The 21,466-nt window shown below is 70.9% G+C and carries 20 protein-coding genes and 2 pseudogenes; 13 read left to right on the top strand and 9 right to left on the bottom strand.

The window, feature by feature from the left end; translation table 11 throughout:
- Positions 1–16: 16 nt before the first annotated feature.
- Both ACWGKT_RS35060 and ACWGKT_RS35055 read right to left on the bottom strand, forming a co-directional pair.
- Positions 17–2,413 (bottom strand): HAD-IC family P-type ATPase, encoded by a 2,397-nt coding sequence (locus ACWGKT_RS35060; RefSeq protein ID WP_453276826.1) that lies wholly within the window; start codon positions 2,411–2,413, stop codon positions 17–19.
- 109 nt (positions 2,414–2,522) lie between these two features.
- A complete protein-coding gene (locus tag ACWGKT_RS35055; protein ID WP_453276825.1) occupies positions 2,523–2,789 on the bottom strand; it encodes a DUF2530 domain-containing protein in 267 nt (88 codons plus the stop codon).
- Between the two features lie 171 nt (positions 2,790–2,960).
- On the opposite strand from ACWGKT_RS35055, the gene ACWGKT_RS35050 reads away from it, so the two are divergent.
- Positions 2,961–4,412 carry an NCS2 family permease gene (locus ACWGKT_RS35050; RefSeq protein ID WP_453276824.1) on the top strand — a complete coding sequence of 484 codons (1,452 nt, stop codon included), beginning with the start codon at positions 2,961–2,963 and terminating at the stop codon, positions 4,410–4,412.
- A gap of 30 nt (positions 4,413–4,442) precedes the next feature.
- Here the strand turns inward: ACWGKT_RS35050 and ACWGKT_RS35045 are convergent, their stop codons facing one another.
- Entirely contained in the window at positions 4,443–4,625 is a 183-nt protein-coding gene (locus ACWGKT_RS35045) for a BrnA antitoxin family protein (protein ID WP_235455865.1), read from the bottom strand.
- Between the two features lie 155 nt (positions 4,626–4,780).
- Between ACWGKT_RS35045 and ACWGKT_RS35040 the strand changes: the two genes are divergently transcribed.
- Together ACWGKT_RS35040 and ACWGKT_RS35035 are read left to right on the top strand one after the other, a co-directional pair.
- Positions 4,781–5,218 (top strand): MarR family winged helix-turn-helix transcriptional regulator, encoded by a 438-nt coding sequence (locus ACWGKT_RS35040; protein WP_356155236.1) that lies wholly within the window; start codon positions 4,781–4,783, stop codon positions 5,216–5,218.
- 157 nt (positions 5,219–5,375) lie between these two features.
- A complete protein-coding gene (locus tag ACWGKT_RS35035) occupies positions 5,376–6,647 on the top strand; it encodes an MFS transporter (RefSeq protein ID WP_453276823.1) in 1,272 nt (423 codons plus the stop codon).
- A 19-nt stretch (positions 6,648–6,666) separates the two neighbouring features.
- On the opposite strand, the gene ACWGKT_RS35030 is transcribed toward ACWGKT_RS35035, so the two are convergent.
- Positions 6,667–7,212 (bottom strand): GNAT family N-acetyltransferase, encoded by a 546-nt coding sequence (locus ACWGKT_RS35030; protein ID WP_453276863.1) that lies wholly within the window; start codon positions 7,210–7,212, stop codon positions 6,667–6,669.
- A gap of 139 nt (positions 7,213–7,351) precedes the next feature.
- On the opposite strand from ACWGKT_RS35030, the gene thpR reads away from it, so the two are divergent.
- On the top strand, positions 7,352–7,924 hold the full coding sequence (thpR, locus tag ACWGKT_RS35025; protein WP_356155229.1) for an RNA 2',3'-cyclic phosphodiesterase: 573 nt from the start codon (positions 7,352–7,354) through the stop codon (positions 7,922–7,924).
- 179 nt (positions 7,925–8,103) lie between these two features.
- Here the strand turns inward: thpR and ACWGKT_RS35020 are convergent.
- Positions 8,104–9,090, bottom strand: a pseudogene (locus ACWGKT_RS35020) (aldo/keto reductase); the annotation flags it as partial.
- A gap of 177 nt (positions 9,091–9,267) precedes the next feature.
- Between ACWGKT_RS35020 and ACWGKT_RS35015 the strand changes: the two are divergent.
- Entirely contained in the window at positions 9,268–9,900 is a 633-nt protein-coding gene (locus ACWGKT_RS35015; RefSeq protein WP_356155224.1) for a hypothetical protein, read from the top strand.
- Here the strand turns inward: ACWGKT_RS35015 and ACWGKT_RS35010 are convergent.
- The 3 genes from ACWGKT_RS35010 to ACWGKT_RS35000 all read right to left on the bottom strand — a co-directional run bounded on the left by ACWGKT_RS35010 (position 9,872) and on the right by ACWGKT_RS35000 (position 11,683).
- Positions 9,872–10,297, bottom strand: coding sequence for a Uma2 family endonuclease (locus tag ACWGKT_RS35010; protein WP_453276822.1), 426 nt, complete (start codon positions 10,295–10,297; stop codon positions 9,872–9,874). The genes ACWGKT_RS35015 and ACWGKT_RS35010 overlap by 29 nt on opposite strands.
- 23 nt (positions 10,298–10,320) lie before the next feature.
- The gene (locus ACWGKT_RS35005) at positions 10,321–10,911 is read right to left on the bottom strand and encodes a Uma2 family endonuclease (protein ID WP_453276821.1); all 591 of its coding nucleotides are present in this window, start codon (positions 10,909–10,911) and stop codon (positions 10,321–10,323) included.
- 88 nt (positions 10,912–10,999) lie between these two features.
- Positions 11,000–11,683 carry an SGNH/GDSL hydrolase family protein gene (locus tag ACWGKT_RS35000; RefSeq protein ID WP_453276820.1) on the bottom strand — a complete coding sequence of 228 codons (684 nt, stop codon included), beginning with the start codon at positions 11,681–11,683 and terminating at the stop codon, positions 11,000–11,002.
- A gap of 111 nt (positions 11,684–11,794) precedes the next feature.
- Here ACWGKT_RS35000 and ACWGKT_RS34995 point away from each other — a divergent pair, with 111 nt between their 5' ends.
- Entirely contained in the window at positions 11,795–12,787 is a 993-nt protein-coding gene (locus ACWGKT_RS34995) for a WD40 repeat domain-containing protein (protein WP_453276819.1), read from the top strand.
- A 140-nt stretch (positions 12,788–12,927) separates the two neighbouring features.
- On the top strand, positions 12,928–13,479 hold the full coding sequence (locus ACWGKT_RS34990) for a hypothetical protein (RefSeq protein ID WP_453276818.1): 552 nt from the start codon (positions 12,928–12,930) through the stop codon (positions 13,477–13,479).
- A gap of 108 nt (positions 13,480–13,587) precedes the next feature.
- On the opposite strand, the gene serC is transcribed toward ACWGKT_RS34990, so the two are convergent.
- Entirely contained in the window at positions 13,588–14,706 is a 1,119-nt protein-coding gene (gene serC / locus ACWGKT_RS34985) for a phosphoserine transaminase (RefSeq protein WP_453276817.1), read from the bottom strand.
- A 143-nt stretch (positions 14,707–14,849) separates the two neighbouring features.
- Between serC and ACWGKT_RS34980 the strand changes: the two genes are divergently transcribed.
- The 6 genes and pseudogenes from ACWGKT_RS34980 (at position 14,850) to ACWGKT_RS34955 (ending at position 21,298) form a co-directional block, all read left to right on the top strand.
- A complete protein-coding gene (locus ACWGKT_RS34980) occupies positions 14,850–17,666 on the top strand; it encodes an FAD-binding and (Fe-S)-binding domain-containing protein (protein WP_453276816.1) in 2,817 nt (938 codons plus the stop codon).
- 113 nt (positions 17,667–17,779) lie between these two features.
- Positions 17,780–18,901, top strand: a complete 1,122-nt coding sequence (locus ACWGKT_RS34975) for a lipid II:glycine glycyltransferase FemX (RefSeq protein WP_453276815.1) — start codon at positions 17,780–17,782, stop codon at positions 18,899–18,901.
- Between the two features lie 204 nt (positions 18,902–19,105).
- Positions 19,106–19,539 (top strand): annotated as a pseudogene (locus ACWGKT_RS34970) (ATP-binding cassette domain-containing protein); the annotation flags it as partial.
- A 33-nt stretch (positions 19,540–19,572) separates the two neighbouring features.
- On the top strand, positions 19,573–19,887 hold the full coding sequence (locus tag ACWGKT_RS34965) for a hypothetical protein (RefSeq protein WP_453276865.1): 315 nt from the start codon (positions 19,573–19,575) through the stop codon (positions 19,885–19,887).
- 79 nt (positions 19,888–19,966) lie between these two features.
- Positions 19,967–20,947: an EamA family transporter gene (locus ACWGKT_RS34960; protein ID WP_356155199.1), complete on the top strand. Its 981-nt coding sequence runs from the start codon at positions 19,967–19,969 to the stop codon at positions 20,945–20,947.
- A gap of 111 nt (positions 20,948–21,058) precedes the next feature.
- Positions 21,059–21,298, top strand: a complete 240-nt coding sequence (locus ACWGKT_RS34955; protein ID WP_453276814.1) for a hypothetical protein — start codon at positions 21,059–21,061, stop codon at positions 21,296–21,298.
- Positions 21,299–21,466 lie beyond the last annotated feature (168 nt).

Below are 21,466 nucleotides of genomic sequence, written 5' to 3'. Positions count from 1 at the left end.
CCGCTGAAGCCGAGCGCTACGCGGGAAAGCGGCGGTCGACCCATTTCCACAGGAACTCCAGGGCGACCGCCGCCACCGCGGCCACCGCGACCGCCGTCCACGGCATCGCGATCCCCACCAGCTTCAGCGCGAAGAAGCTCTGCAGCGCGGGGACGATCAGTACGAACACGAACGCCACGCCCATCGAGGCCACCAGCGCCACCCGCCACCACGTGTAGGGGCGGGCGATGATCGCCAGGACCCACATCGAGATCAGGAAGAGCGTGAGCGTGGCCGCGCTGGTCTCCGCGTCCAGCGCGCCCTCGCCGGTGTAGTAGTGGCGGGCGATCAAGTACGTCACGAAGGTCGCCACCCCGGCCACCACTCCGCCCGGGACCGAGTAACGCATCACCCGCCGTACGAAGTGCGGCCGCGCGCGTTCCTTGTTGGGCGCGAGGGCGAGGAAGAAGGCCGGGATGCCGATGGTGAGGGTGGACAGCAGGGTCAGGTGCCGGGGCAGGAACGGGTACTCGACCTGCCAGCACACCACCAGCACGGCCAGCAGCACCGAGTAGACGGTCTTCACCAGGAACAGCGTGGCCACCCGGGTGATGTTCCCGATGACCCGCCGGCCCTCCGCCACCACCGACGGCAGCGTGGCGAAGCTGTTGTTGAGCAGCACGATCTGCGCCACGGCCCGGGTCGCTTCCGAGCCCGAGCCCATGGAGACGCCGATGTCGGCGTCCTTGAGCGCGAGGACGTCGTTCACCCCGTCACCGGTCATGGCGACCGTGTGCCCGCGGGACTGGAGCGCCCCGACCATCTCCCGCTTCTGCTGCGGGGTGACGCGGCCGAAGACGGTGCCCTCGTGGAGGGCGTCCGCCATCCCCTCGGGGTCCTTCGGGATCCGGCGCGCGTCCACCGCCCGGCCGCCCAGCCCGAGCTTGGCCGCGACCGCGCTCACCGACACCGCGTTGTCGCCGGAGATCACCTTGGCGTGCACGCTCTGGTCGGCGAAGTAGCTCAGGGTGTCGGCCGCGTCGGCCCGCAGCCGCTGCTCCAGGACGACGAGGGCGGTGGCAGTTGCGCCCTTGGCGACGTCGGGGTCGTCGAGTTCGCGGGCGGCGCGGGCCAGCAGCAGCACCCGCAGTCCCTCCTCGTTCAGCCGCTCGGTCTCGGCGAGGGCCGGGTCGCCGTCGGAGAGGAGCACGTCGGGCGCCCCCAGCAGCCAGGTACTGGTCTCGCCGTCGCCCTCGCTGAAGGTCGCGCCGCTGTACTTGCGGGCGGAGGAGAAGGGCAGCGACTCGACGCAGCGCCACTCCTCGCTGTCCGGGTAGGCGTCGATGACGGCCTGGAGGGAGGCGTTGGGCCGGGGGTCGGACTCGCCGAGGGCCCCGAGGACCCGTCGTACGTACGTCTCGTCGCTGTCGCCCAGCGGTCTGAGCTCGGTGACGTCCATGCCGCCCTCGGTGAGCGTGCCCGTCTTGTCGAGGCAGACGGTGTCCACGCGGGCGAGGCCCTCGATGGCCGGGAGTTCCTGGACGAGGCACTGCTTGCGGCCCAGGCGGATGACGCCGATCGCGAAGGCGACCGAGGTGAGCAGGACCAGCCCCTCCGGGACCATCGGGACGATGCCGCCGATCGTGCGGGCGACGGCGTCCTTGAAGTCGTTGTTCTTGACGACGAGCTGGGTGATGACGAGGCCGGTGGCGGCCGGGACCATCATCCAGGTGACGTACTTCAGGATCGTCGAGATGCCGCTGCGCAGCTCGGAGTGGACCAGCGTGAAGCGGGACGCCTCCTCGGCGAGCTGGGCGGCGTAGGCCTCGTGGCCGACCTTGGTGGCGACGAAGGCGCCGCCGCCCGCGACGACGAAGCTGCCGGACATCACCCGGTCACCGGGGTGTTTGACGACGGGGTCGGCCTCGCCGGTGAGGAGGGACTCGTCGATCTCAAGACCGTCGCCCTCGGCGCAGACGCCGTCGACGACGATCTTGTCCCCCGGACCGATCTCCATCAGGTCGTCGAGGACGATCTCGTGGGTGGCGACCTCGGTGGCGATGCCGTCCCGGCGGACGGTGGGCCGGGCCTCGCCGATCACCGCGAGCGAGTCGAGGGTCTGCTTCGCCCGCCACTCCTGGACGATGCCGATGCCGGTGTTGGCGATGATCACGAAGCCGAACAGGCTGTCCTGGATCGGCGCGACGAACAGCGTGATCACCCACAGGACGCCGATGATCGCGTTGAAGCGGGTGAAGACGTTCGCCCGGACGATCTCGGCGATCGTGCGGCTGCTGCGCACCGGGACGTCGTTGACCTGGCCGCGTGCGACCCGTTCCGCGACCTCGGCGGCCGTCAGGCCGGTCGACGGGGTCACCGGAACGGGTATCGGGTGCACAGGGTCGAGCTCCGCGCCCGCATCGATGTGCGTCATGCATTCGACGGTACGTGCGGATTTGCGGCTTCACCTGCCGAGTGGCCGGAAGATCCGACCTGGGGAGGAGAAGGGTCGTGCGTGGGTTGTAGGGCCCGTGGAGACGGTCCTAGTCGACCGGCGCCGTCTCCATGGCCGCCGCGCGCTTGATCGCCGCGTCCCGCTTGCGGACGTACCAGATGCCGATCAGGCCGAGGCCGCCGCCGGCCAGGCAGGTCCACAGCCACCAGGTGTGGCCGTGGTCGTCGAACCAGCCGTAGAAGGGCAGCTGGGCGAGGAAGAGGACGAACCACACGATCGTGCCGCCGGTGATGGTGGCGACCACGGGGCCTTCCAGGGGCTCCGGCGCCTCGTGCTTGGGGGTCCACTTCGTCATGCGCACAGCTTACGAGGCGCCGTCGGGTGCGGTGCGGGTGCTGCGGTCTACGCGCGGAGATAGCGAACTCCGACTCATACGTTCATACTGAAACCGTTTGTCTCTGGCCGCTTCTGTTCGTATGAAAGTCCAATGGGTCTCGGGGGAGTCCCATGGGTGATGAGGTACCGCATGTCCACCTCGGCTCCTGCCAAGGTCCCCGCCCCCGAGCAGCCGGGCGCAGCGCCTGCCTACGGCGCCCTCGACCGCTACTTCAAGATTTCCGAGCGGGGCAGCACGCTGGCGCGCGAGATCCGTGGCGGCTTCGCCACGTTCTTCGCGATGGCCTACATCATCGTGCTGAACCCGATCATCCTCGGCAGCGCGAAGGACATGTACGGGCACCAGCTGAACAACGGCCAGCTGGTCACGGCCACCGTGGTGACCGCCGCCTTCACGACCCTGCTCATGGGCGTCATCGGCAACGTCCCGATCGCCCTCGCCGCCGGCCTCGGCGTGAACTCGGTCGTCGCGCTCCAGCTCGCACCTCGCATGTCCTGGCCCGACGCGATGGGCATGGTCGTCCTCGCCGGCTTCGTCGTCATGCTGCTGGTGGCGACCGGTCTGCGCGAGCGCGTCATGAACGCCGTGCCCTACAGCCTGCGCAAGGCGATCTCCATCGGTATCGGCCTGTTCATCATGCTGATCGGGCTCGTCGACTCGGGCTTCGTCAGCCGCATCCCGGACGCCGCCCACACCACCGTCCCGCTCCAGCTGGGCGCGGACGGTCATCTCAACGGCTGGCCGGTCCTCGTCTTCATCCTCGGTGTGCTGCTCACGCTCGCGCTCATCGTGCGCAAGGTCTCCGGCGCGATCCTCATCTCCATCGTCACGATGACCGTGCTCGCGCTGATCATCGAGGCCGTCGCCAAGGTCCCCTCCTGGGGTCTGACCACCCCGAAGTGGCCCGGCAACCCCGTCTCGGCCCCGGACTTCGGGCTGCTCGGCCAGGTCAGCCTCTTCGGCGGCTTCGGCAAGGTCGGCGTCCTGACGGGCATCCTCTTCGTCTTCACCGTCCTGCTGTCCTGCTTCTTCGACGCCATGGGCACGATCATGGGCGTCAGCGACGAGGCCAAGCTGACCAACGCCAAGGGCGAGATGCCCGGCATCAACCGGGTGCTCTTCGTCGACGGTCTCGCCGTGGCGGCCGGCGGCGCCAGCTCCTCCTCGGCCACGACCGCCTTCGTGGAGTCCACGGCGGGCGTCGGCGAGGGCGCGCGCACCGGCTTCGCCAACGTGATCACCGGCGGACTGTTCGCCGTGGCCCTGTTCCTGACCCCCGTCGCCACGATGGTCCCGTCCCAGGCCGCCACCCCGGCGCTGATCGCGGTCGGCTTCCTGATCCTGGCCGGCTCGGTGAAGGAGATCGACTGGGCCGACTACACCCTCGCGATGCCGGCCTTCGTCACGATGGTGATGATGCCGTTCACCTACTCGATCACCAACGGCATCGGCATGGGCTTCATCACCTTCGTGCTGCTGCGCCTGGCGGCCGGGCGCGGCCGGGAGGTGCCGGTGCCGATGTACGTCGTCTCCGCGGTGTTCGCCTTCTACTACCTGATGCCGGCCCTCGGCCTTACCTGAGCCGCGCTCGGCCGACCGCGTGAGCCGCGCTCACGTGACGCCGTAGAACTTCTCCGTCTCCTCGACGGCGGCCTGGAACCGCTCGTCGAAGTCATCCCGAATGAGCGTCCGGACGACATAGTCCTGGACGCTCATTCCTCTTTTGGCGGCGTGAAGCCGGAGTCGTTCCAGCAGATCGTGGTCCATCCGCAGGCTGAGCACGCTGGTCCCCATGTCTACGAGGGTCGCGGCACCCTTCGGTGGGGTGTGTCACGTTCCGCGTGCGGATCACCCGTATGAGTGATGTGCTGTTTCAGTGGTCATCGTCACGGGCACCTCGGCGTGTCTCCGGTGGTCCTTAGCGAGAGTAATGAGTTACTCTAAAGAACATGCCGGACCTTACGCATGGCGACGATGTGGCCGCCGTGAACTCCCTGCGCTCCGCCGTGATGCGGTTGTCCCGTCGGCTCAAGCACCAGCGGGTCGACGAATCGCTGAGCCCCACCGAGATGTCGGTGCTCGGCACCCTCTCCACCTGCGGCCAGGCCACCCCGGGCGAACTCGCCCGCAAGGAGCACGTACAGCCGCCCTCGATGACCCGCATCGTCGCGCTGCTGGAGGCCAAGGGGCTGGTCCGCCTGGACCCGCACCCCGAGGACCGGCGCCAGAAGGTCGTCACCAGGACCGAACAGGCCGAGGCGATGCTCGAAGAGAGCCGCCGCAAGCGCAACGCGTTCCTGGCCGGCCTGGTCGAGGGCCTCGACGAGGACGAGTGGGCGAAACTTCGAGCCGCCGCCCCCGTACTGGAGAAGCTCGCCCACCTGTAACCCACTTCGCTCCGCGAGCGAGCCGCACCGGCTCCAGCGCCCCGGAGGCGAACGAGCAATCAACCAAGGAGGCGAACCCACTTTGAGTACGGGACCCGGAGCACCTTCCGCCCCCGCACCGAACGCCCCTACTACCACCGGCCCCGGCAGGACCACGATGTTCAGCTCGCTGAGCATCCGCAACTACCGGCTCTTCTTCATCGGCCAGGTCGTCTCCAACACCGGTACCTGGATGCAGCGCATCGCCCAGGACTGGCTGGTGCTCAGCCTCACCGGTTCCTCCGCGGCCGTCGGCATCACGACGGCCCTGCAGTTCCTGCCGATGCTGCTCTTCGGCCTCTACGGCGGCGTCCTCGTCGACCGCTGGCCCAAGCGCCCCACGCTGCTCGTCACGCAGACCGCGATGGCCGTCACCGGCATCGCGCTCGCCGTCCTGACCCTCAGCGGACACGTCCAAGTCTGGCACGTCTACCTCGCCGCCTTCGCCGTCGGCCTCGCCACGGTCGTCGACAACCCGGCCCGCCAGTCCTTCGTCTCCGAGATGGTCGGCCCCGAGCAGCTGCAGAACGCGGTCAGCCTCAACTCCGCCAACTTCCAGTCGGCCCGGCTGGTCGGCCCCGCCGTCGCCGGACTGCTGATCACCGGCGTGGGCACGGGCTGGGCGTTCCTGTTCAACGGCCTGTCCTTCGTCGCCCCGCTCGTCGGCCTGCTGCTGATGCGTGGACGTGAGCTGCACGTGGTCGAGCGCGCGCCGCGCGGCAAGGGCCAGCTGCGGGAGGGCCTGCGCTACGTCGCCGGCCGCCCCGAGCTGATCTGGCCGATCGTCCTGGTCGGCTTCATCGGCACCTTCGGCTTCAACTTCCCGGTGTGGCTGTCGGCCTACGCCGACGACATCTTCGACGGCGGGGCCGGCGCCTACAGCCTCTTCAACACGCTGATGGCGGTCGGCTCCCTGGTCGGCGCGCTGCTCGCGGCCCGCCGCGGCACGGCCCGGCACCGCGTCCTGATCGCGGCCGCGGTGGTCTTCGGCACGCTGGAGATGGTGGCCGCGCTGGCACCGTCGTACTGGCTGTTCGCGCTGCTCATGATCCCGATCGGCGCCTTCGGCCTGACGGTCAACGTCACGGCGAACAGCGCGGTCCAGATGGGCACCGACCCCGCCATGCGCGGCCGGGTGATGTCCCTGTTCATGATGGTCTTCATGGGCGGTACGCCGCTGGGCGCCCCGGTCGTCGGCTGGATCACCGACACCTACGGCCCCCGCGTCGGCTTCGCCCTGGGCGGCGGCATCGCGGCGGCCGCCGCCGGCACGATCGGCCTGATCCTCGCCCGCGCCGGCGGCCTGCGCCTGACGGTGGCCTGGAACCACGGCCACCCCAGCGTCCGCTTCGTCCCGCGCGAGCGGGAGCAACTCGCGACGACGGCGTGAACACCCGGCCCCGGAGGGTTCACCGCGGGACCCTCCGGGTCATCACCTGCCCCGGCCACTCGTCCTCGCCGGACGTGAAGGGCTCGGCCCGGGTGAAGCCGTTGTCCTCGTAGTAGGCGACCAGCCTGCCGTCGTCGCCCGCGTAGCAGTCCAGGCGCAGCAGGGAGATCCCGAGCCGCCCGGTCACCTCGGCGGCATGCGCGAGCAGGGCGCTGCCCACGCCCCGGCCCCGGAAACGGTGGTCCGAGGCGAAGAGGTGGACGTAGCGCTCGGGCTCGTCGACGGGCGCCACATCCGGTCCGGGCCCCGCGCTGAGCGTCAGGGTGCCGGCCGGGACACCGTCGATCTCGGCGATGTAGGGCGTGCCCTCGCCGACGAACCGGTGGACCAGGCCGACGGCCCGCGGATTCGCCGACCACGGCGTGGTACCCCACTGCCGGGTACGCCCCTGCGCCACCAGCCACGCCAGCGCCCCGTCGAGCAGGCCGAGGATGACGGGGATGTCGCCGGCCCCGCCTTCGCGGATGCGGATCTCGTGGTGTTCCGTGGGCTCCCTGGATTCCATGGGCTCCTCGGGTGCCGCGCCGCTCCGGGTGCGTTCTCGGCTCTCCTTGATCTCCATGGCCCGATCATGGCGGCCGAGGCGGCGCCTGCCCCTCCTTTTCTCCGGTGCGCCCAGGTCCGTTCCCTGGAAGGGTGAGGCCATGAGACTCTTCGCCGCCGTGCTGCCCCCGGAGGACGTCACCAGCGAACTCGCCGCCGAGGTGGCCCTGTTGCGGAAGCTGCCCGGGGCGGACGGGCTGCGCTGGACCGGCCGTCCCGGCTGGCACTTCACGCTCGCGTTCTACAGCGAGGTCGACGACGAACTCGTACCGGAGCTGTCGGACCGGCTGGAGCGCGCGGCTCACCGCACGCCCCCGTTCCCGCTGGCGCTCTCGGGCGGCGGGCAGTTCGGGCACGGGCGGGCGCTGTGGACCGGGGCCGAGGGCGACCTGGAGACGCTGCGGCTGCTCGCCGACCGGGCGGAGGCGGCGGCGCGGAAGGCGGGCGTGCCGATGGGGGAGCACCGGCGCTACAAGGCCCACCTGACGGTGGCGCGCAGCCAGCACTCGGTGGACGTACGACCGTATGTGGCGAGCCTCACGGACTTCACGAGCCGCACCTGGACCGTGGCCGAACTGGCCCTCGTGCGCAGCAATCTGCCCAGGTCCGGGGTGCCCGGGGAGCAGCCCCGGTACGAGGCGGTCGCCCGCTGGGCACTGGGCGGGGCCGGTTAGTCTCGGACACGTGGACCCGAAAACCCGGAACCGGATCATGGCCGGTGCGCTCGTGCTGATGCTCGTGGTGGTGGTGATGGCGGCGGTCGGAAAGTAGACCGCCGCCGCGGCGGGGCGGGGGTGCCCCCGGCGCCCCGGCCACCACCCAACAAGCCCCCGCCCGCCGCGGCTCGCGAACAGGCGAAGGCCTCGGGGGACGGCCCCGGGCCCGGGAAGATCTCGTCCAGTCCGTCCAGCAGCTCCTGCGACAGCTCCAGCTCCAGGGCCCTGAGCGCCGAATCCAGCTGCTCCTTGGTGCGCGGGCCGACGATCGGTCCGGTCACGCCGGGCCGGGTCAGCAGCCAGGCCAGCGCCGCCTCGCCCGGCTCCACTCCGTGCTTGTCGAGCAGGTCCTCGTACGCCTGGATCTGGGCGCGTACGAAGGTGTTGGCGAGGGCGTCGGCGGACCGCCCGGAGGCACGCCTGCCGCCCGCCACCTCCTTCTTGATCACCCCGCCCAGCAGGCCGCCGTGCAGCGGCGACCACGGGATGACGCCGAGGCCGTACTCCTCGGCGGCCGGGATGACCTCCATCTCGGCGCGGCGCTCGGCGAGGTTGTACAGGCACTGCTCGCTGACGAGGCCGATGGTGCCGCCGCGCCGGGCGGCGATCTCGTTGGCCTGGGCGATCTTGTAGCCGGGGAAGTTGCTGGAGCCGACGTACAGGATCTTGCCCTGCCGGACCAGGACGTCGATGGCCTGCCAGATCTCCTCGAAGGGGGTGCGGCGGTCGACGTGGTGGAACTGGTAGACGTCGATGTGGTCGGTCCGCAGCCGCTTGAGGCTGGCGTCCACCGCGCGCCGGATGTTGAGCGCGGAGAGCTTGTCGTGGTTGGGCCAGGGCTCGCCGTCGGCGGCCATGTTGCCGTACACCTTGGTGGCGAGCACGACCTTGTCGCGCCGGTCGCCGCCCCCCGCGAACCAGTTCCCGATGATCTCCTCGGTACGGCCCTTGTTCTCACCCCAGCCGTACACGTTGGCGGTGTCGAAGAGGTTGATACCCGCGTCCAGCGCCGCGTCCATGATCGCGTGACTGTCGGCTTCGTCCGTCTGCGGGCCGAAGTTCATGGTGCCGAGGACGAGTCGGCCGACCTTGAGTCCCGTGCGTCCTAGCTGCGTGTACTTCATGGTCCACAAGCCAACGTCTTGGAGTGCGCTCCATGCAAGCGCCTCGGTGTCAAGTCCCGGGTTCCCGTGCCACGCGATGCCGTGGCATGACTCGACGGGCGGCTCCCGGGCCTAATGGACACAGGCCGTTCGGCCTCTCCTCCACCCCGACCCCACCACTTCAGGACGTGCATTCCCATGACTCTTCCGACTCTTCGTACGCGAATCCGCCGCCACGCGCTGCTCACCGCTTCGGTCGCCGTCACCGCGGGCGTGCTGCTGCCCACCAGTGCGCTCGCCGCCACGGAGGCACCGCCGCCCGCCAGTGCGGTCACCGCCGGTCATTGGGTGGAGGTCACCGACGCCCCGAGCGGCATCAAGGCCGAGCTGCCTGGAAAACCCATGGTCAAGAAGTACACCAAGGCCAAGGACGGCATAGCAGGCCGGGTCTACATGACGGGCAACGACGACCGGGCCACCGGCTTCTCGGTCTTCGACGTCCACGGTGCGCAGGACCTCAAGGTCGGCCTTCCTGCCTTCCTGAACGCCTACAACCGGGACTCCCAGTCCCCCCGTGACGTGCTCACCGGCACGGTCACCAAGGACACCGACGTGAACGGCCGTCGCACCCTCGACGCACGGCTGTCCGCCAAGGACGGAACCGTCGGCGCCACACGCTTCATCTACGACGGCAGGCACTTCGTTCAGCTGGTGAGCATCAGCACCGCGAAGCAGGCGGCGTCGATGCCCCGGACGTACCGGCAACTCCTCGACAGCCTCCGCATGCCGGCCCCGACGGCGGTCAGCCACGCGGGAACGCGTCGGTCTTGAGGGTGAGGCCCGGGGGCGTGCCGGGCAGGTCGACGTCGGTGCCGTAATCGACACGCAGCTCGCAGGTGTAGTCGCCGTCCTTGGGCTCGGTGTACATGTGGCACTTGCCCTGATAGGGGTCGGCCACGAGGTACACCGGGACCGCGGCGAGCGCGTAGGCCGTCCTCTTGGGGCCGTAGTCGTTCTGCGCGGTCCCCGCCGAGATCACCTCTGCGACGAACTCGACGTCCTCGTACCGCCAGCGGCCCTCCTCGTCCTTCGTGGCGCCGTCGCGGAGCTTGGCCACGTCGGGGCAGAAGCCGTTCTGGTGACCGGGGACCTTGTAACCCTCGGGGAGGGGCAGTCGCTCAAGCCGCTCGAACCAGTCGTCCAAGTACTTGACGTTCTCGTCGGCCATGTCGATCTTGCCCCCGATGGCGATCAGTCCCGAGGGAACTCGTCGGTTTTGAGGGTGAGGCCGACGACCGTGTTGGTGAGGTCCAGGTCGCTGCCGAAGGGAACCGTGGTCTCGATCTCGTAGTCGCCTTCCTTGGGCTGGGTGTAGATGTGACACCTGCGCTGGTAGGGGTCGGCGATGACGTAGACCGGGACTTCGGCTGTGGCGTACGCGGTCTTCTTGGGGCCGTAGTCGTTGGCGGCGGTGCCCTTGGAGATGACCTCGGCGACGAACTCGACGTCCTCGTGGCGCCAGTGACCCTTGGTGTTCTTGTCAGCGCCATCGCGGATCTTCGCCACGTCCGGCGCGTAACCGTTCAGGATGCCCGGAAAGTCGATGCGAACGTCCGACAGTACATTCACATCCATGCCGAACTTGTCCTCGAGGGCTCGAACGATCCGGCGGATGATCTTCCAGTGAATGTCCCGCTGCGGTGACATGAAGACGGTCCCCTCGACGATCTCGACCTTGTATCCCTCGGGGACGGGCATCTTCTCGAGCCGCTCGAACCAATCGTCGAGCGTGATCGGGTTGTCGCTCTCGGCCATCGCGATCCTGTCTTCGAGGACGGTCATCGTGGCGCTCCTCCCCGGCCGCTCCGTCGATGAGTGCGGCCGCGCCGCTCAACGATACGCACAGTGACCAGGAGACGCCGCGATCAAGTCAACCTGTTCCAGCCACGTACGCCTGTCCGACCCCCCACGCCTCCCACATCGCCCCCGCGAACGCCCCCGCGATCCGGTGCTCCCCGCTCTCGTTCGGGTGCGTGCCGTCGTACGTGTCGGCATGGATGTCGTACGACTCCGGCGGCGACGCCAGCAGGATCGGCGAGCGGGGCTCGTCCAGGTCGGCGACCGCCTTCGCGAGCAGGACGTTGAACCGGTCCACCTGCTCGGCGAAGGGCGCGTCGGCCGCGGCGCGGATGTTCGGGATCACCGGGAGCACGACCATACGGATGCGCGGGTTCGCCTCGCGGGCGGCCGCGACGAAGGCCCGTACGTTGTCCGCCGTCTGCTCCGCGTTCGTGTAGAAGCCCAGGTCGATCAGGCCGAGGGAGACCAACAGGACGTCCGCCCGGCACTGCTTCACCGCGTCGCCGATCAGCGGAGCCATGTGCTGCCAGCCCTCGCCCCAGCCGGCCAGATGGGCGCGGGGGAAGTCGGGGTCGGCGTAGAGGTACGACGTGGGGGCGTCCGCCATCTTGTCGTACAGCGTCTCGCGGGGGCCGACGATCGAGAAGGGGCCGTCGTGCGTCGCGCACAGGTGCTGCCACAGCCGGTAGCGCCAGGTGTGTTCGCCCGCGCTTCCGATCGTCATGGAGTCACCGACGGGCATGAACCTGAGCATCCGCTCATGATGGTCGATCACGGGGGCGGGTGGGGTGTGAGGCCCACCACGTCGCCGACGGGCGCCCGGCCACGACCCGTGAACACGCCGCTGGGATGGCAGGCTTGGGGCATGCGTCGCTCCTTCGCCCTCCTCGCCGGGGTCCTGCTCACGGGCGCCCTCGCCCTGCCCGCCTCCGCCGCCGACGGCGACGGTGACGGTGACAATGGGTTCACGATCAAGGACTCGCGGATCACCGAGTCCAGCGGCCTCGCCGCCTCCCACCTCCACCCCGGCATCTACTGGACGCACAACGACAGCGACGACGGGCCGTACATCTACGCCGTGGACAGCGCCACCGGCAAGACCGTCGCCACGATCACGTTGAGCGGGGTCGGCACCCCGCGTGACGTGGAGGCCATCTCCATCGGCCCGGACAACCAGATCTACGTCGGCGACATCGGCGACAACCTCGACGGCAGCTGGTCGTACGTCTGGATCTACCGGCTGCCCGAGCCCAAGGTCCTCAAGAACCAGACGATCAAGGCCACGCAGTACGTCGTGAAGTACTCCAACGGGGCGCGGAACGCCGAGTCGCTCGTCGTCCATCCGAAGACCGGCCGTGTGTACATCATCGACAAGAAGGAGAACGGCGGGCACCTGTACGAGGGGCCGGCCCGGCTGTCGCCCTCCGGCACCAACATCTTCAAGCCCGTCGCCACCGTCGACCTGTGGGCCACGGACGCCGCCTTCTCGCCCAACGGCAGGCAACTCGCCGTACGCGGCTATTTCGGCGGCATCTACTACGACTGGAACGGCGGCAGGATCGAGCGGAAGGGCCGGCTGAACGTCCCCCTCCAGGGGCAGGGGGAGTCGATCACCTACTCCACCGACGGCACCAAGCTCATGTACGGCAGCGAGGGCGCGGACAGCTCGGTGGAGGCGCAGGACGCGCCCGGCGGCGGAGGCGGGGACGGCAAATCCCCCTCCGGGGACGGGAGTTCCACCTCCGCGGCCGGAAGCGGCGACGCCACCACGAGCGACAGCGTCAAGCTCGGCGCCCTCGCCGTCGCCGTCGTCGCGGCCGCCGTGTTCGGCCTGCGACGGCTGCTGCGACGCGACTGACGCGCCCGGCTCCGAACCGGCGCCGCTCACTCGACCGGATGCGCCGACGGGCAGCCGCGGTCAGGGGCGGGCAGGCTGGGAGTGCTTCGCGGGACGGGGTGGACATCGATGTGGTCCCGCCCTCGCCGATGGGAGCTTCGATGCGTCGTCATGCCCTGCGCGCCACCAAGAAGACCTGCCTGCTCGTTGCCGCCCTGGGCCTGGCCCTTCCCGCGGCCGGCGCCTCGGCCCAGACCACCCCGCGCAAGACCGCGCCGGCCCTCGCCCCGGCCGCCGCCGCTGTCGGCGTCCACTTCGCCACCGCCGATCTGGCGCTGTCCGGCCCGCTGACCCTCAACAAGGAGCAGGTCGACATCACCGGCCGGATCACGGTCACCGTGGTCACCCGGGCGAACGCGGGCGGCGGCGGAACCGCCCAGATCATCAGCAGCCTGCGCGGCACCACCGGCGTCGGCCGCACCACCCACGGCACCTACCGCTTCTTCGGCGCCAGTACCGACACCGTCTCCTGGCCTCCCGAACCGGTCTCACCGGTGGTCGTCTCCCCCCGCTTCCTGGTGTTCCCGCCCGGTCCGATCGTCCCGCCGAACCCCGTCCGGCCCGTCCGGGTCACCGTCATCCTCAAGGAGAACGGCAAGATCTCGAACATCAGCGCCAGGGTGCAGGGCGCCACGGCGGACACGCTGACCTGAGCCCCGGTCCGGTCCGGCCCCGTTCGGTCGTACGAGAAGAGGGCGCCCGGCACTTGCCGGGCGCCCTCTTCGTCGTGCGCAGTCAGCCGTACTCCGTACCTCGTACGGTTACAGCTTCTCGATCACGTAGTCGACGCACTTCGTCAGCGCCTCGACGTCGGCCGGGTCGATGGCCGGGAACATCGCGATGCGCAGCTGGTTGCGGCCGAGCTTGCGGTAGGGCTCGGTGTCGACGATGCCGTTGGCGCGCAGCACCTTGGCGACGGCCGCCGCGTCGATCTCGTCGGCGAAGTCGATCGTGCCGATGACCTGCGAGCGCTTGGCCGGGTCGGACACGAACGGGGTGGCGTACTTGGACTCCTCCGCCCAGGTGTACAGGCGGGTCGAGGAATCCTTGGTGCGGCCGGTGGAGAAGGCCAGGCCGCCCTGCCCGTTGAGCCACTCCAGCTGCTCGTTGAGCAGGAACAGGGTGGCGAGGGCCGGGGTGTTGTACGTCTGGTTCTTGCGGGAGTTGTCGATCGCCGTGGGGAGCGAGAAGAACTCCGGGACGTGGCGGCCGGAGGCGTGGATCCGCTCGGCGCGCTCGATCGCGGCGGGGGAGAAGACGCCGATCCACAGGCCGCCGTCGGAGGCGAAGGACTTCTGCGGGGCGAAGTAGTAGACGTCGGTCTCGGCCACGTCGACCGGGAGGCCGCCGGCGCCCGAGGTGGCGTCCACGAGGACGAGCGCGCCCTCGTCGGCGCCGGCCACGCGCTTGATCGGCATGGCGACACCGGTGGAGGTCTCGTTGTGGGTGAAGGCGTAGACGTCGACGCCCGCCTCCGCCCGCGCCTCGGGGTGCGTGCCGGGGTCGGTGGCGACGACGGTGGGCTCCGCCAGCCAGGGGGCGAGCTTGGCCGCCTTGGCGAACTTGGAGGAGAACTCGCCGAAGCTGAGGTGCTGGGACTTGTTGTCGATCAGGCCGTGGGTCGCGACGTCCCAGAAGGCGGTGGAGCCGCCGTTGCCGAGGACGACCTCGTAGCCCTCGGGCAGGGAGAACAGCTCGGAGATGCCCTCGCGCACCTTGCCGACCAGGTTCTTGACCGGGGCCTGGCGGTGGGAGGTGCCGAGGAGGGACGTACCGGTGGCGGCCAGGGCGTCCAGCGCCTCCGTCCGCACCTTGGAGGGACCCGCGCCGAAACGTCCGTCCGCGGGCTTGATGTCAGAGGGAATCTGGATCTCAGCCACGAGCCGGAGCGTATCCCTTCGGAGAAACCGGACGGAAACGTGTCCGTTCGATGAGACGACCGCCGTCGGACCGTGGACTTGTGAAGAGCTACGACGTCCGGGCGGGGGCCGTCACTGTCAGTGGTCGGATGCATCCTGGACGCATGAGGGAACTGGCGGCGGAGCTGCGCGGAGCCGTCCGGGGCGAGGTGGGGTTCGACGTCACGTCCCGGGCGCTGGTCACCATGGACGCGTCCAATTACCGACGCGTCCCGCTGGGGGTGGTGGCGCCACGCGATGTTGACGACGTGACGGCGGCGCTGGAGGTGTGCCGGGCGCACGGGGTGCCGGTGGTGGCGCGCGGCGGGGGCACCTCGATCGCGGGCCAGGCGACGGGCACGGGCGTGGTCCTGGACTTCACCCGGCACATGAACCGGGTGCTCGCGCTGGACCCGCGGGCGCGCACGGCCGTCGTCCAGCCCGGTCTGGTCCTCGACCGGCTCCAGGAGGCCGCCGCCCCGCACGGGCTGCGCTTCGGCCCGGACCCGTCGACGCACAGCCGGTGCACGCTCGGCGGGATGATCGGCAACAACGCCTGCGGCTCGCACTCGGTGGCCTGGGGTACGACGGCGGACAGCGTGCGGGAGCTGTCCGTGGTCACCGCGCGCGGACAGCGGCTGCGGCTCGGGCAGGGCTGGGCCGGCGCGCCGGAGGGCCTGCGGGCGCTGGTGGAGGGCGAACTGGCCCGGCTGCGCACCGGCTTCCCCGACCTGCCCCGCCGCATCTCCGGGTACGCGCTGGACGCGCTGCTGCCCGAGAAGGGCGCCGACGTCGCCCGTTCCTTCTGCGGCTCCGAGGGCACCCTGGGCGTACTGACGGAAGCGGTGGTGCGGCTCGTCGAGGCACCCCGCGCGCGTGCCCTGGCGGTGCTGGCGTACGCGGACGAGAGCGCGGCCGCCGAGGCGGCGGCGGGCCTGCTGCCGCTCGGTCCGCTGACGGTGGAGGGCATGGCCGCCGACCTGGTGCGGTCGGCGGCCGGGCTGCCCCGGGGCGGGGCCTGGCTGTTCGTGGAGACGGGCGGGGCGTCGGCGGGGGAGGCACGCGCGCGTGCGGAGGCGATCGTCCGCGCGGCCGACGTCGTCGACGCCTCGATCGTCACCGATCCGGCCGAGCAGCGCTCCCTGTGGCGCATCCGGGAGGACGCGAGCGGCACGGCGACGCGCATGCCGGACGGCACGGAGGCCTGGCCCGGCTGGGAGGACTGCGCGGTGCCGCCCGCCCGGCTCGGCCCTTATCTGCGGGAGTTCCGGGAGCTGCTCACCACGCACGGACTGCGCGGCACGCCGTACGGGCACTTCGGGGACGGCTGCATCCACGTCCGGATCGACTTCGACCTCCTGACCGAGGCCGGCGTCGGCCGCTTCCGGCGCTTCTCCGAGGAACTGGCCGACCTGGTGGTGGCGCACGGGGGTTCGCTGTCCGGGGAGCACGGGGACGGGCAGGCCCGCGCCGAACTGCTGCCGAGGATGTACGGCGCGCGGACCGTCGCCCTCTTCGAGCGGGCCAAGGGCGTGTGGGACCCGGACGACCTGCTCAACCCCGGCATGCTGGTCCGCCCGGCCCCGCTGGACGCCAACCTGCGCTTCTCCGTGCTGCCGCGCCGCCCGGTCGACGTGGCCTTCGGCTACCCGGCCGACGGCGGTGACTTCTCGGCCGCGGTGCGCCGCTGCGTCGGCGTCGCCAAGTGCCGTACGACGACGGGGGCCGGCTCCTCCGTCATGTGCCCGTCCTTCCGGGCGACCGGCGAGGAGGAGCACTCCACGCGCGGGCGGGCCCGGCTGCTGCACGAGATGCTGGCGGGCGACCTGGTGACCGACGGCTGGCGCTCGACCGAGGTCCGGGACGCGCTGGACCTGTGCCTGTCCTGCAAGGGCTGCCGCTCCGACTGCCCGGTCGAGGTCGACATGGCCACGTACAAGGCGGAGTTCCTGCACCACCACTACCAGGGACGGCGGCGGCCGGCCGCGCACTACGCGATGGGCCTGCTGCCGCTCTGGCTGTGCTGGGTGGCCCGCACCCGCACGGCCCGGCTGCTCAACACGCTCGCCTCGGTACGGCCGTTGGCGCGGGCGGCGAAGCGACTGGCCGGGATCGCCCCGGAGCGGGAGATCCCCCGGGTGGCGCCGCGGACGTTCAGCCGATGGTGGCGCAGACGCGGCCCGATTGGCGGCGGGGACCTGGTCGTCGTATGGCCGGACACCTTCACCGAGCACTTCTCGCCGTCGGTGGGGCGGGCGGCCGTGGGGGTACTGGAGGCCGCCGGGCTCAGGGTGGCGCTGCCCCCGACCCCGCGGCTGCCCGCCCTCCGGGGGCCGGGCGGAGTCTGCTGCGGGCTGACGTACGTCTCCACGGGTCAGCTCGACCGGGCCCGCGAGGTGATGCGCCGCACGCTCGACCTGATGCAACCGGTCCTGCGCACCGCGGCCCCCGTCGTCGTCCTGGAGCCCAGCTGCGCCGCCGCCCTGCGCACCGACCTGCCCGAGCTGCTGCACGAGGATCCGCGCGCGGCGCGGCTGGCGGAGCGGGTCGTCACCTTCGCGGAGGCGCTGGAGCGGTACGCACCCGGATGGACGCCGCCGTCGGTGGCCCGCCCGGTGGCCGGCCAGACCCACTGCCACCAGCACGCGGTCCTCGGCGACGCGCCCGACCGCCGGCTGCGCGAGGCGGCCGGCCTCACCGGCGAACTGAGCGGCGGCTGCTGCGGCCTGGCCGGCGACTTCGGCTTCACGAAGGGCCACTTCGAGGTGTCGTCGGCCTGCGCGGAGGAGCAGCTGCTGCCCGCGGTGCGGGAGGCGGCCGAGGGGACGGTGGTCCTGGCGGACGGCTTCTCGTGCCGCACGCAGCTGGAGCAGCTGGCCGGGGTGCGGGGCCGCCATCTGGCGGAGGTGCTGGCCGAGGCGCTGGAGCGGGAGGTGAGTTGACGGGAACCGGCGGTGGGCCGTCGGGGCGGGTGGTCAGGCGTGTGGAGCCAGGGTTCGGGGCGGCCGCTTCATAGGGTTGTCGGGCTCAGCCGTCTCACCAAGGAGCGCCGCCCATGAATCCGACCCTTCGGCCGATCAGCCGCTCGGAGCATCTCGCCTTCGTGGCGAGCCGCGCCTCCGTGAGCCATATGCAGCTTCCGTCGTGGGGGGACGTGAAGCCCGACTGGGAGGCGGAGAGCCTGGGCTGGTTCGACGAGCAGGGGCGGATCGTCGGCGCGGGGCTGGTGCTGCTGCGCCCGCTGCCGAAGGTGAAGCGGTATCTGGCGTATCTGCCGGAGGGGCCGGCCATCGACTGGCACGGGCCCGAGCTGGAGCGATGGCTGCGGCCGATGCTCGCGTACCTGAAGCGGCGGGGCGCCTTCTCGGTGAAGATGGGGCCGCCCGTCGTGTCGCGGCGCTGGAGCGCCGACACGGTGAAGGCGGCGATCGCCGACCCGGGGGCCCACCGCCTGGGGGACGTGGAGCCGACCTCGTACGAACCGGGCGCCGGCGAGCTGGCCGACCGCCTGCGCCGCATGGGCTGGCGGCAGACCGAGCCCGGCGGCGAGGAGGGCTTCGCCGCCGGACAGCCCCGGTACGTCTTCCAGGTGCCGTTCGCCGGCCGCTCCCTGGACGACATCCACCGCGGGCTCAACCAGCAGTGGCGGCGCAACATCAAGAAGGCGGACAAGGCCGGGGTCAAGGTCGTCCAGGGCGGATACGACGACCTGCCCGCCTTCCACGAGCTGTACGCCGAGACCGCCGAGCGCGACCGCTTCATCCCCCGCCCGCTGCCCTACTTCCGGCGCATGTGGACCGCGCTCACCACCGAACACCCCGACCGCATGCGCCTCTACCTCGCCCACCACGAGGGCGATCTGCTCGCCGCGGCCACCATGATCGTCGTCGGCGGCCACGTCTGGTACTCCTACGGCGCCTCCACCAGCCGCAAGCGCGAGGTCCAGCCCAACAACGCGATGCAGTGGCGCATGATGGCCGACGCGCACGAACTGGGCGCCGGCGTCTACGACTTCCGGGGCATCACCGACACCCTGGAGGAGTCCAACCACCTGCTCGGCCTGCTGCGCTTCAAGGCGGGCGCGGGCGGCGAGGCCGTCGAGTACGTGGGCGAGTGGGACTTCCCGCTCAACCGGCTGCTGCACAAGGCGCTCGACGTCTACCTGGCCCGCCGCTGAGGCGGCTCTCAGCTTTTCCATCCAACTCCCAGGTTTTCCATAAGGTTTCACAGCGCCCCTTTGCCAATTTTGCCGTTCTGCGGCGGGGGCGCCGTGTAAATTCTCCGCGGGCGCGGAGCGGCTCATCGAGATCCTCGACGTACGGCCCTCGGTCACCGACCCGAGTCGGCCCACGCGGGCCGGCGCCCGGACGGCACGGTCGAGGTGCGCGACGTCTCCTTCCGCTACCCCGGCGCCGACACCACCGCCCTGGAGCACCTGTCCTTCACGGTCGGCCCCGGCGAACTGGTGATCATCACGGACCCGAGCGGCGCGGGCAAGTCCACCGTGTCCAAGCTCCTGCTCCGCTTCTGCGACCCGGACGCCGGCGAGCTGCTCCTGGACGGCATACCGCTGCGGGACTCCCGCTCGCCCGCCTGCGCGAATACGTCACGCTCCTCCCGCAGGAGACCCTCGTCCTGCACGACACGGTCCGCGCCAACATCGCCTGCGGCCGCCCCGGCGCCAGCGAGCGGGCGATCGTCGAGGCGGCGAGGGCGGCCGACGCGCACGACTTCATCGAACGGCTCCCCGACGGCTACGACACCAGGATCGACCCCAACTCGGCCCGCCTGTCCGGCGGCCAGCTCCAGCGCCTCGCCATCGCCCTCGCGATCCTGCGCGACGCCCCGGTGCTGGTCCTGGACGAGCCGACGACCGGACTGGACGCGATGGTCGTCGACCGCGGCGGCATCGTGGAGACGGGCCGCCATGAGGAACTGCTGGCGAGGGGAGGGGCGTACTGCCGCCTGCACCGCTCACAGAACAACGCGGTGATGGAAACGGGGGAGCTGCGGATGCCGTTGGCGGGGTACGAGGGCCACGCGGCCGCGGCGGAAGTCTGGACCCGCCCGGCGTACGAGACGCACGGGGCGCACGGAACGTACGAGATACGCGAGACGCACGGGGCCTACGGGGTGTACGAGGCACCCTGGCACGGCCCCTGATCCCACCATCCAGGACAGTTACATAAAGGGTTCACACACCTGTCGAGGTCTATTACCCTGGACTCGGTAGTACATCGTGATGGACACTCTTGATCAAGCACCTGGACCGCCCGTGACCTCCTCCAGCACCGCCACGCCGACCCCGGTGGCCCCCGCCTCCACCCCCGCGGGCGCCCCGCGTCGTTTCGGCTCGCTCGGCTCGCTCGGCCCGGTGGGGCTGGTGCTGGCCGGCGGGATCTCGGTCCAGTTCGGCGGGGCACTCGCGGTGACGCTGATGCCCAGGGCCGGCGCGCTCGGCGTGGTGACCCTGCGGCTGCTGGCCGCCGCGGTGGTCCTGCTCGTGGTCTGCCGCCCCCGCCTGCGCGGCCACTCGCGCACCGACTGGAGCACGGTGGTCGTCTTCGGCATCACGATGGGCGCGATGAACGGCCTGTTCTACGAGGCGGTCGCCCGCATCCCCCTGGGCCCCGCGGTCACCCTCGAAGTCCTGGGCCCCCTGGCCCTCTCGGTCCTGGCGTCGCGCCGCGCCGTCAACGCCGTCTGGGCGGGCCTGGCGCTCGGCGGCGTCTTCCTGCTGGGCGGCGGAGGCTTCAGCGACCTCGACACGGTGGGCGTCGCCTTCGCCCTCGGGGCGGGGGCGATGTGGGCGGCGTACATCGTCTTCAGCGCCCGTACGGGCCGGCGCTTCCCGCAGGCCGACGGGCTGGCGCTGGCCATGGCGGTCGCGGCGCTGCTGTTCCTCCCCCTGGGGATCGTCGAATCGGGCACCAAGCTGCTGAACCCGACCACGCTGGCCCTGGGCTCGGCGGTGGCCGTCCTCTCCTCGGTGCTCCCCTACACCCTCGAACTCCTCGCCCTGCGCCGCCTGCCCGCGTCCACGTTCGCGATCCTCATGAGCCTGGAACCGGCCATCGCCGCGACGGCCGGCTTCCTCATCCTGGACCAGTCCCTGACCGCCACCCAGGCCGCCGCGATCGCCCTGGTCATCGGCGCAAGCATGGGAGCGGTACGCACCCAGGTGGGCCGCGGAAAGGCCCCGACCCCGACGAACGCGCCCTGACGCTTCTCGCGCCACGGTCGGGTGCGCGGGGACTGGAGTCGGGCTCGGGCCCGGAAACCGCTGATCCCGCGTCCGGACCGCACCCCCGGCGCCCTGCGCGCCGCCTGTGCAGTGGTCGCACCGCAACTTCTGACCGCTTACGACCAGGCCAAGGACCAAGCGCCGGCCGAGGCCGTCGAGCACGGTTCCCTCGGGCCCGCCCACGCCTACCTCAACCACTGGGCGGCTCTGATCGAGATCGAGCGCCACCCGGAGAGCGCGAAGACGTACCACCGTGCCGAATACCTCGCCCATGTCGTGAGCACTCCGGAGGAGGCACGCGAGCGCCGAAGTCGAGACGACGGCGGATGAACTGGTCCGGGCGGCTGCGGCGCTCCACCTTCATGGCCCCGCGTATCAAGGGGCTGGGGGCCGGGGTTGGGTAACTGGTGGGTGAGTGGTTGCCGTGGGGGCCGCCCGCTTCTTGGCCAGTGTCGTGCTTGCGCGCCCCGAGTAAAGGGCGCTGCGCTGTCGCTCCGC

Source organism: Streptomyces sp. NPDC054794, from assembly GCF_053611585.1.
The sequence above is the reverse complement of the archived record's forward strand: the minus strand, read 5'-3'. Positions and strand labels throughout refer to the sequence as shown.

What these genes read in the sequence shown, in the direction of transcription:
- ACWGKT_RS35060 (WP_453276826.1), bottom strand. Translation starts at nt 2,413, where the DNA reads ATGACGCACATCGATGCGGGCGCGGAGCTCGACCCTGTGCACCCGATA.
- ACWGKT_RS34960 (WP_356155199.1), top strand. Translation starts at nt 19,967, where the DNA reads ATGGACACTCTTGATCAAGCACCTGGACCGCCCGTGACCTCCTCCAGC.
- ACWGKT_RS35050 (WP_453276824.1), top strand. Translation starts at nt 2,961, where the DNA reads ATGTCCACCTCGGCTCCTGCCAAGGTCCCCGCCCCCGAGCAGCCGGGC.
- ACWGKT_RS34995 (WP_453276819.1), top strand. Translation starts at nt 11,795, where the DNA reads ATGCGTCGCTCCTTCGCCCTCCTCGCCGGGGTCCTGCTCACGGGCGCC.
- ACWGKT_RS34990 (WP_453276818.1), top strand. Translation starts at nt 12,928, where the DNA reads ATGCGTCGTCATGCCCTGCGCGCCACCAAGAAGACCTGCCTGCTCGTT.
- ACWGKT_RS35010 (WP_453276822.1), bottom strand. Translation starts at nt 10,297, where the DNA reads ATGGCCGACGAGAACGTCAAGTACTTGGACGACTGGTTCGAGCGGCTT.
- ACWGKT_RS35015 (WP_356155224.1), top strand. Translation starts at nt 9,268, where the DNA reads ATGACTCTTCCGACTCTTCGTACGCGAATCCGCCGCCACGCGCTGCTC.
- ACWGKT_RS35040 (WP_356155236.1), top strand. Translation starts at nt 4,781, where the DNA reads ATGCCGGACCTTACGCATGGCGACGATGTGGCCGCCGTGAACTCCCTG.
- ACWGKT_RS35035 (WP_453276823.1), top strand. Translation starts at nt 5,376, where the DNA reads ATGTTCAGCTCGCTGAGCATCCGCAACTACCGGCTCTTCTTCATCGGC.
- ACWGKT_RS35030 (WP_453276863.1), bottom strand. Translation starts at nt 7,212, where the DNA reads ATGGAATCCAGGGAGCCCACGGAACACCACGAGATCCGCATCCGCGAA.
- thpR (WP_356155229.1), top strand. Translation starts at nt 7,352, where the DNA reads ATGAGACTCTTCGCCGCCGTGCTGCCCCCGGAGGACGTCACCAGCGAA.
- ACWGKT_RS34980 (WP_453276816.1), top strand. Translation starts at nt 14,850, where the DNA reads ATGAGGGAACTGGCGGCGGAGCTGCGCGGAGCCGTCCGGGGCGAGGTG.
- ACWGKT_RS35055 (WP_453276825.1), bottom strand. Translation starts at nt 2,789, where the DNA reads ATGACGAAGTGGACCCCCAAGCACGAGGCGCCGGAGCCCCTGGAAGGC.
- ACWGKT_RS34975 (WP_453276815.1), top strand. Translation starts at nt 17,780, where the DNA reads ATGAATCCGACCCTTCGGCCGATCAGCCGCTCGGAGCATCTCGCCTTC.
- ACWGKT_RS35045 (WP_235455865.1), bottom strand. Translation starts at nt 4,625, where the DNA reads ATGGGGACCAGCGTGCTCAGCCTGCGGATGGACCACGATCTGCTGGAA.
- ACWGKT_RS35005 (WP_453276821.1), bottom strand. Translation starts at nt 10,911, where the DNA reads ATGACCGTCCTCGAAGACAGGATCGCGATGGCCGAGAGCGACAACCCG.
- ACWGKT_RS35000 (WP_453276820.1), bottom strand. Translation starts at nt 11,683, where the DNA reads ATGCTCAGGTTCATGCCCGTCGGTGACTCCATGACGATCGGAAGCGCG.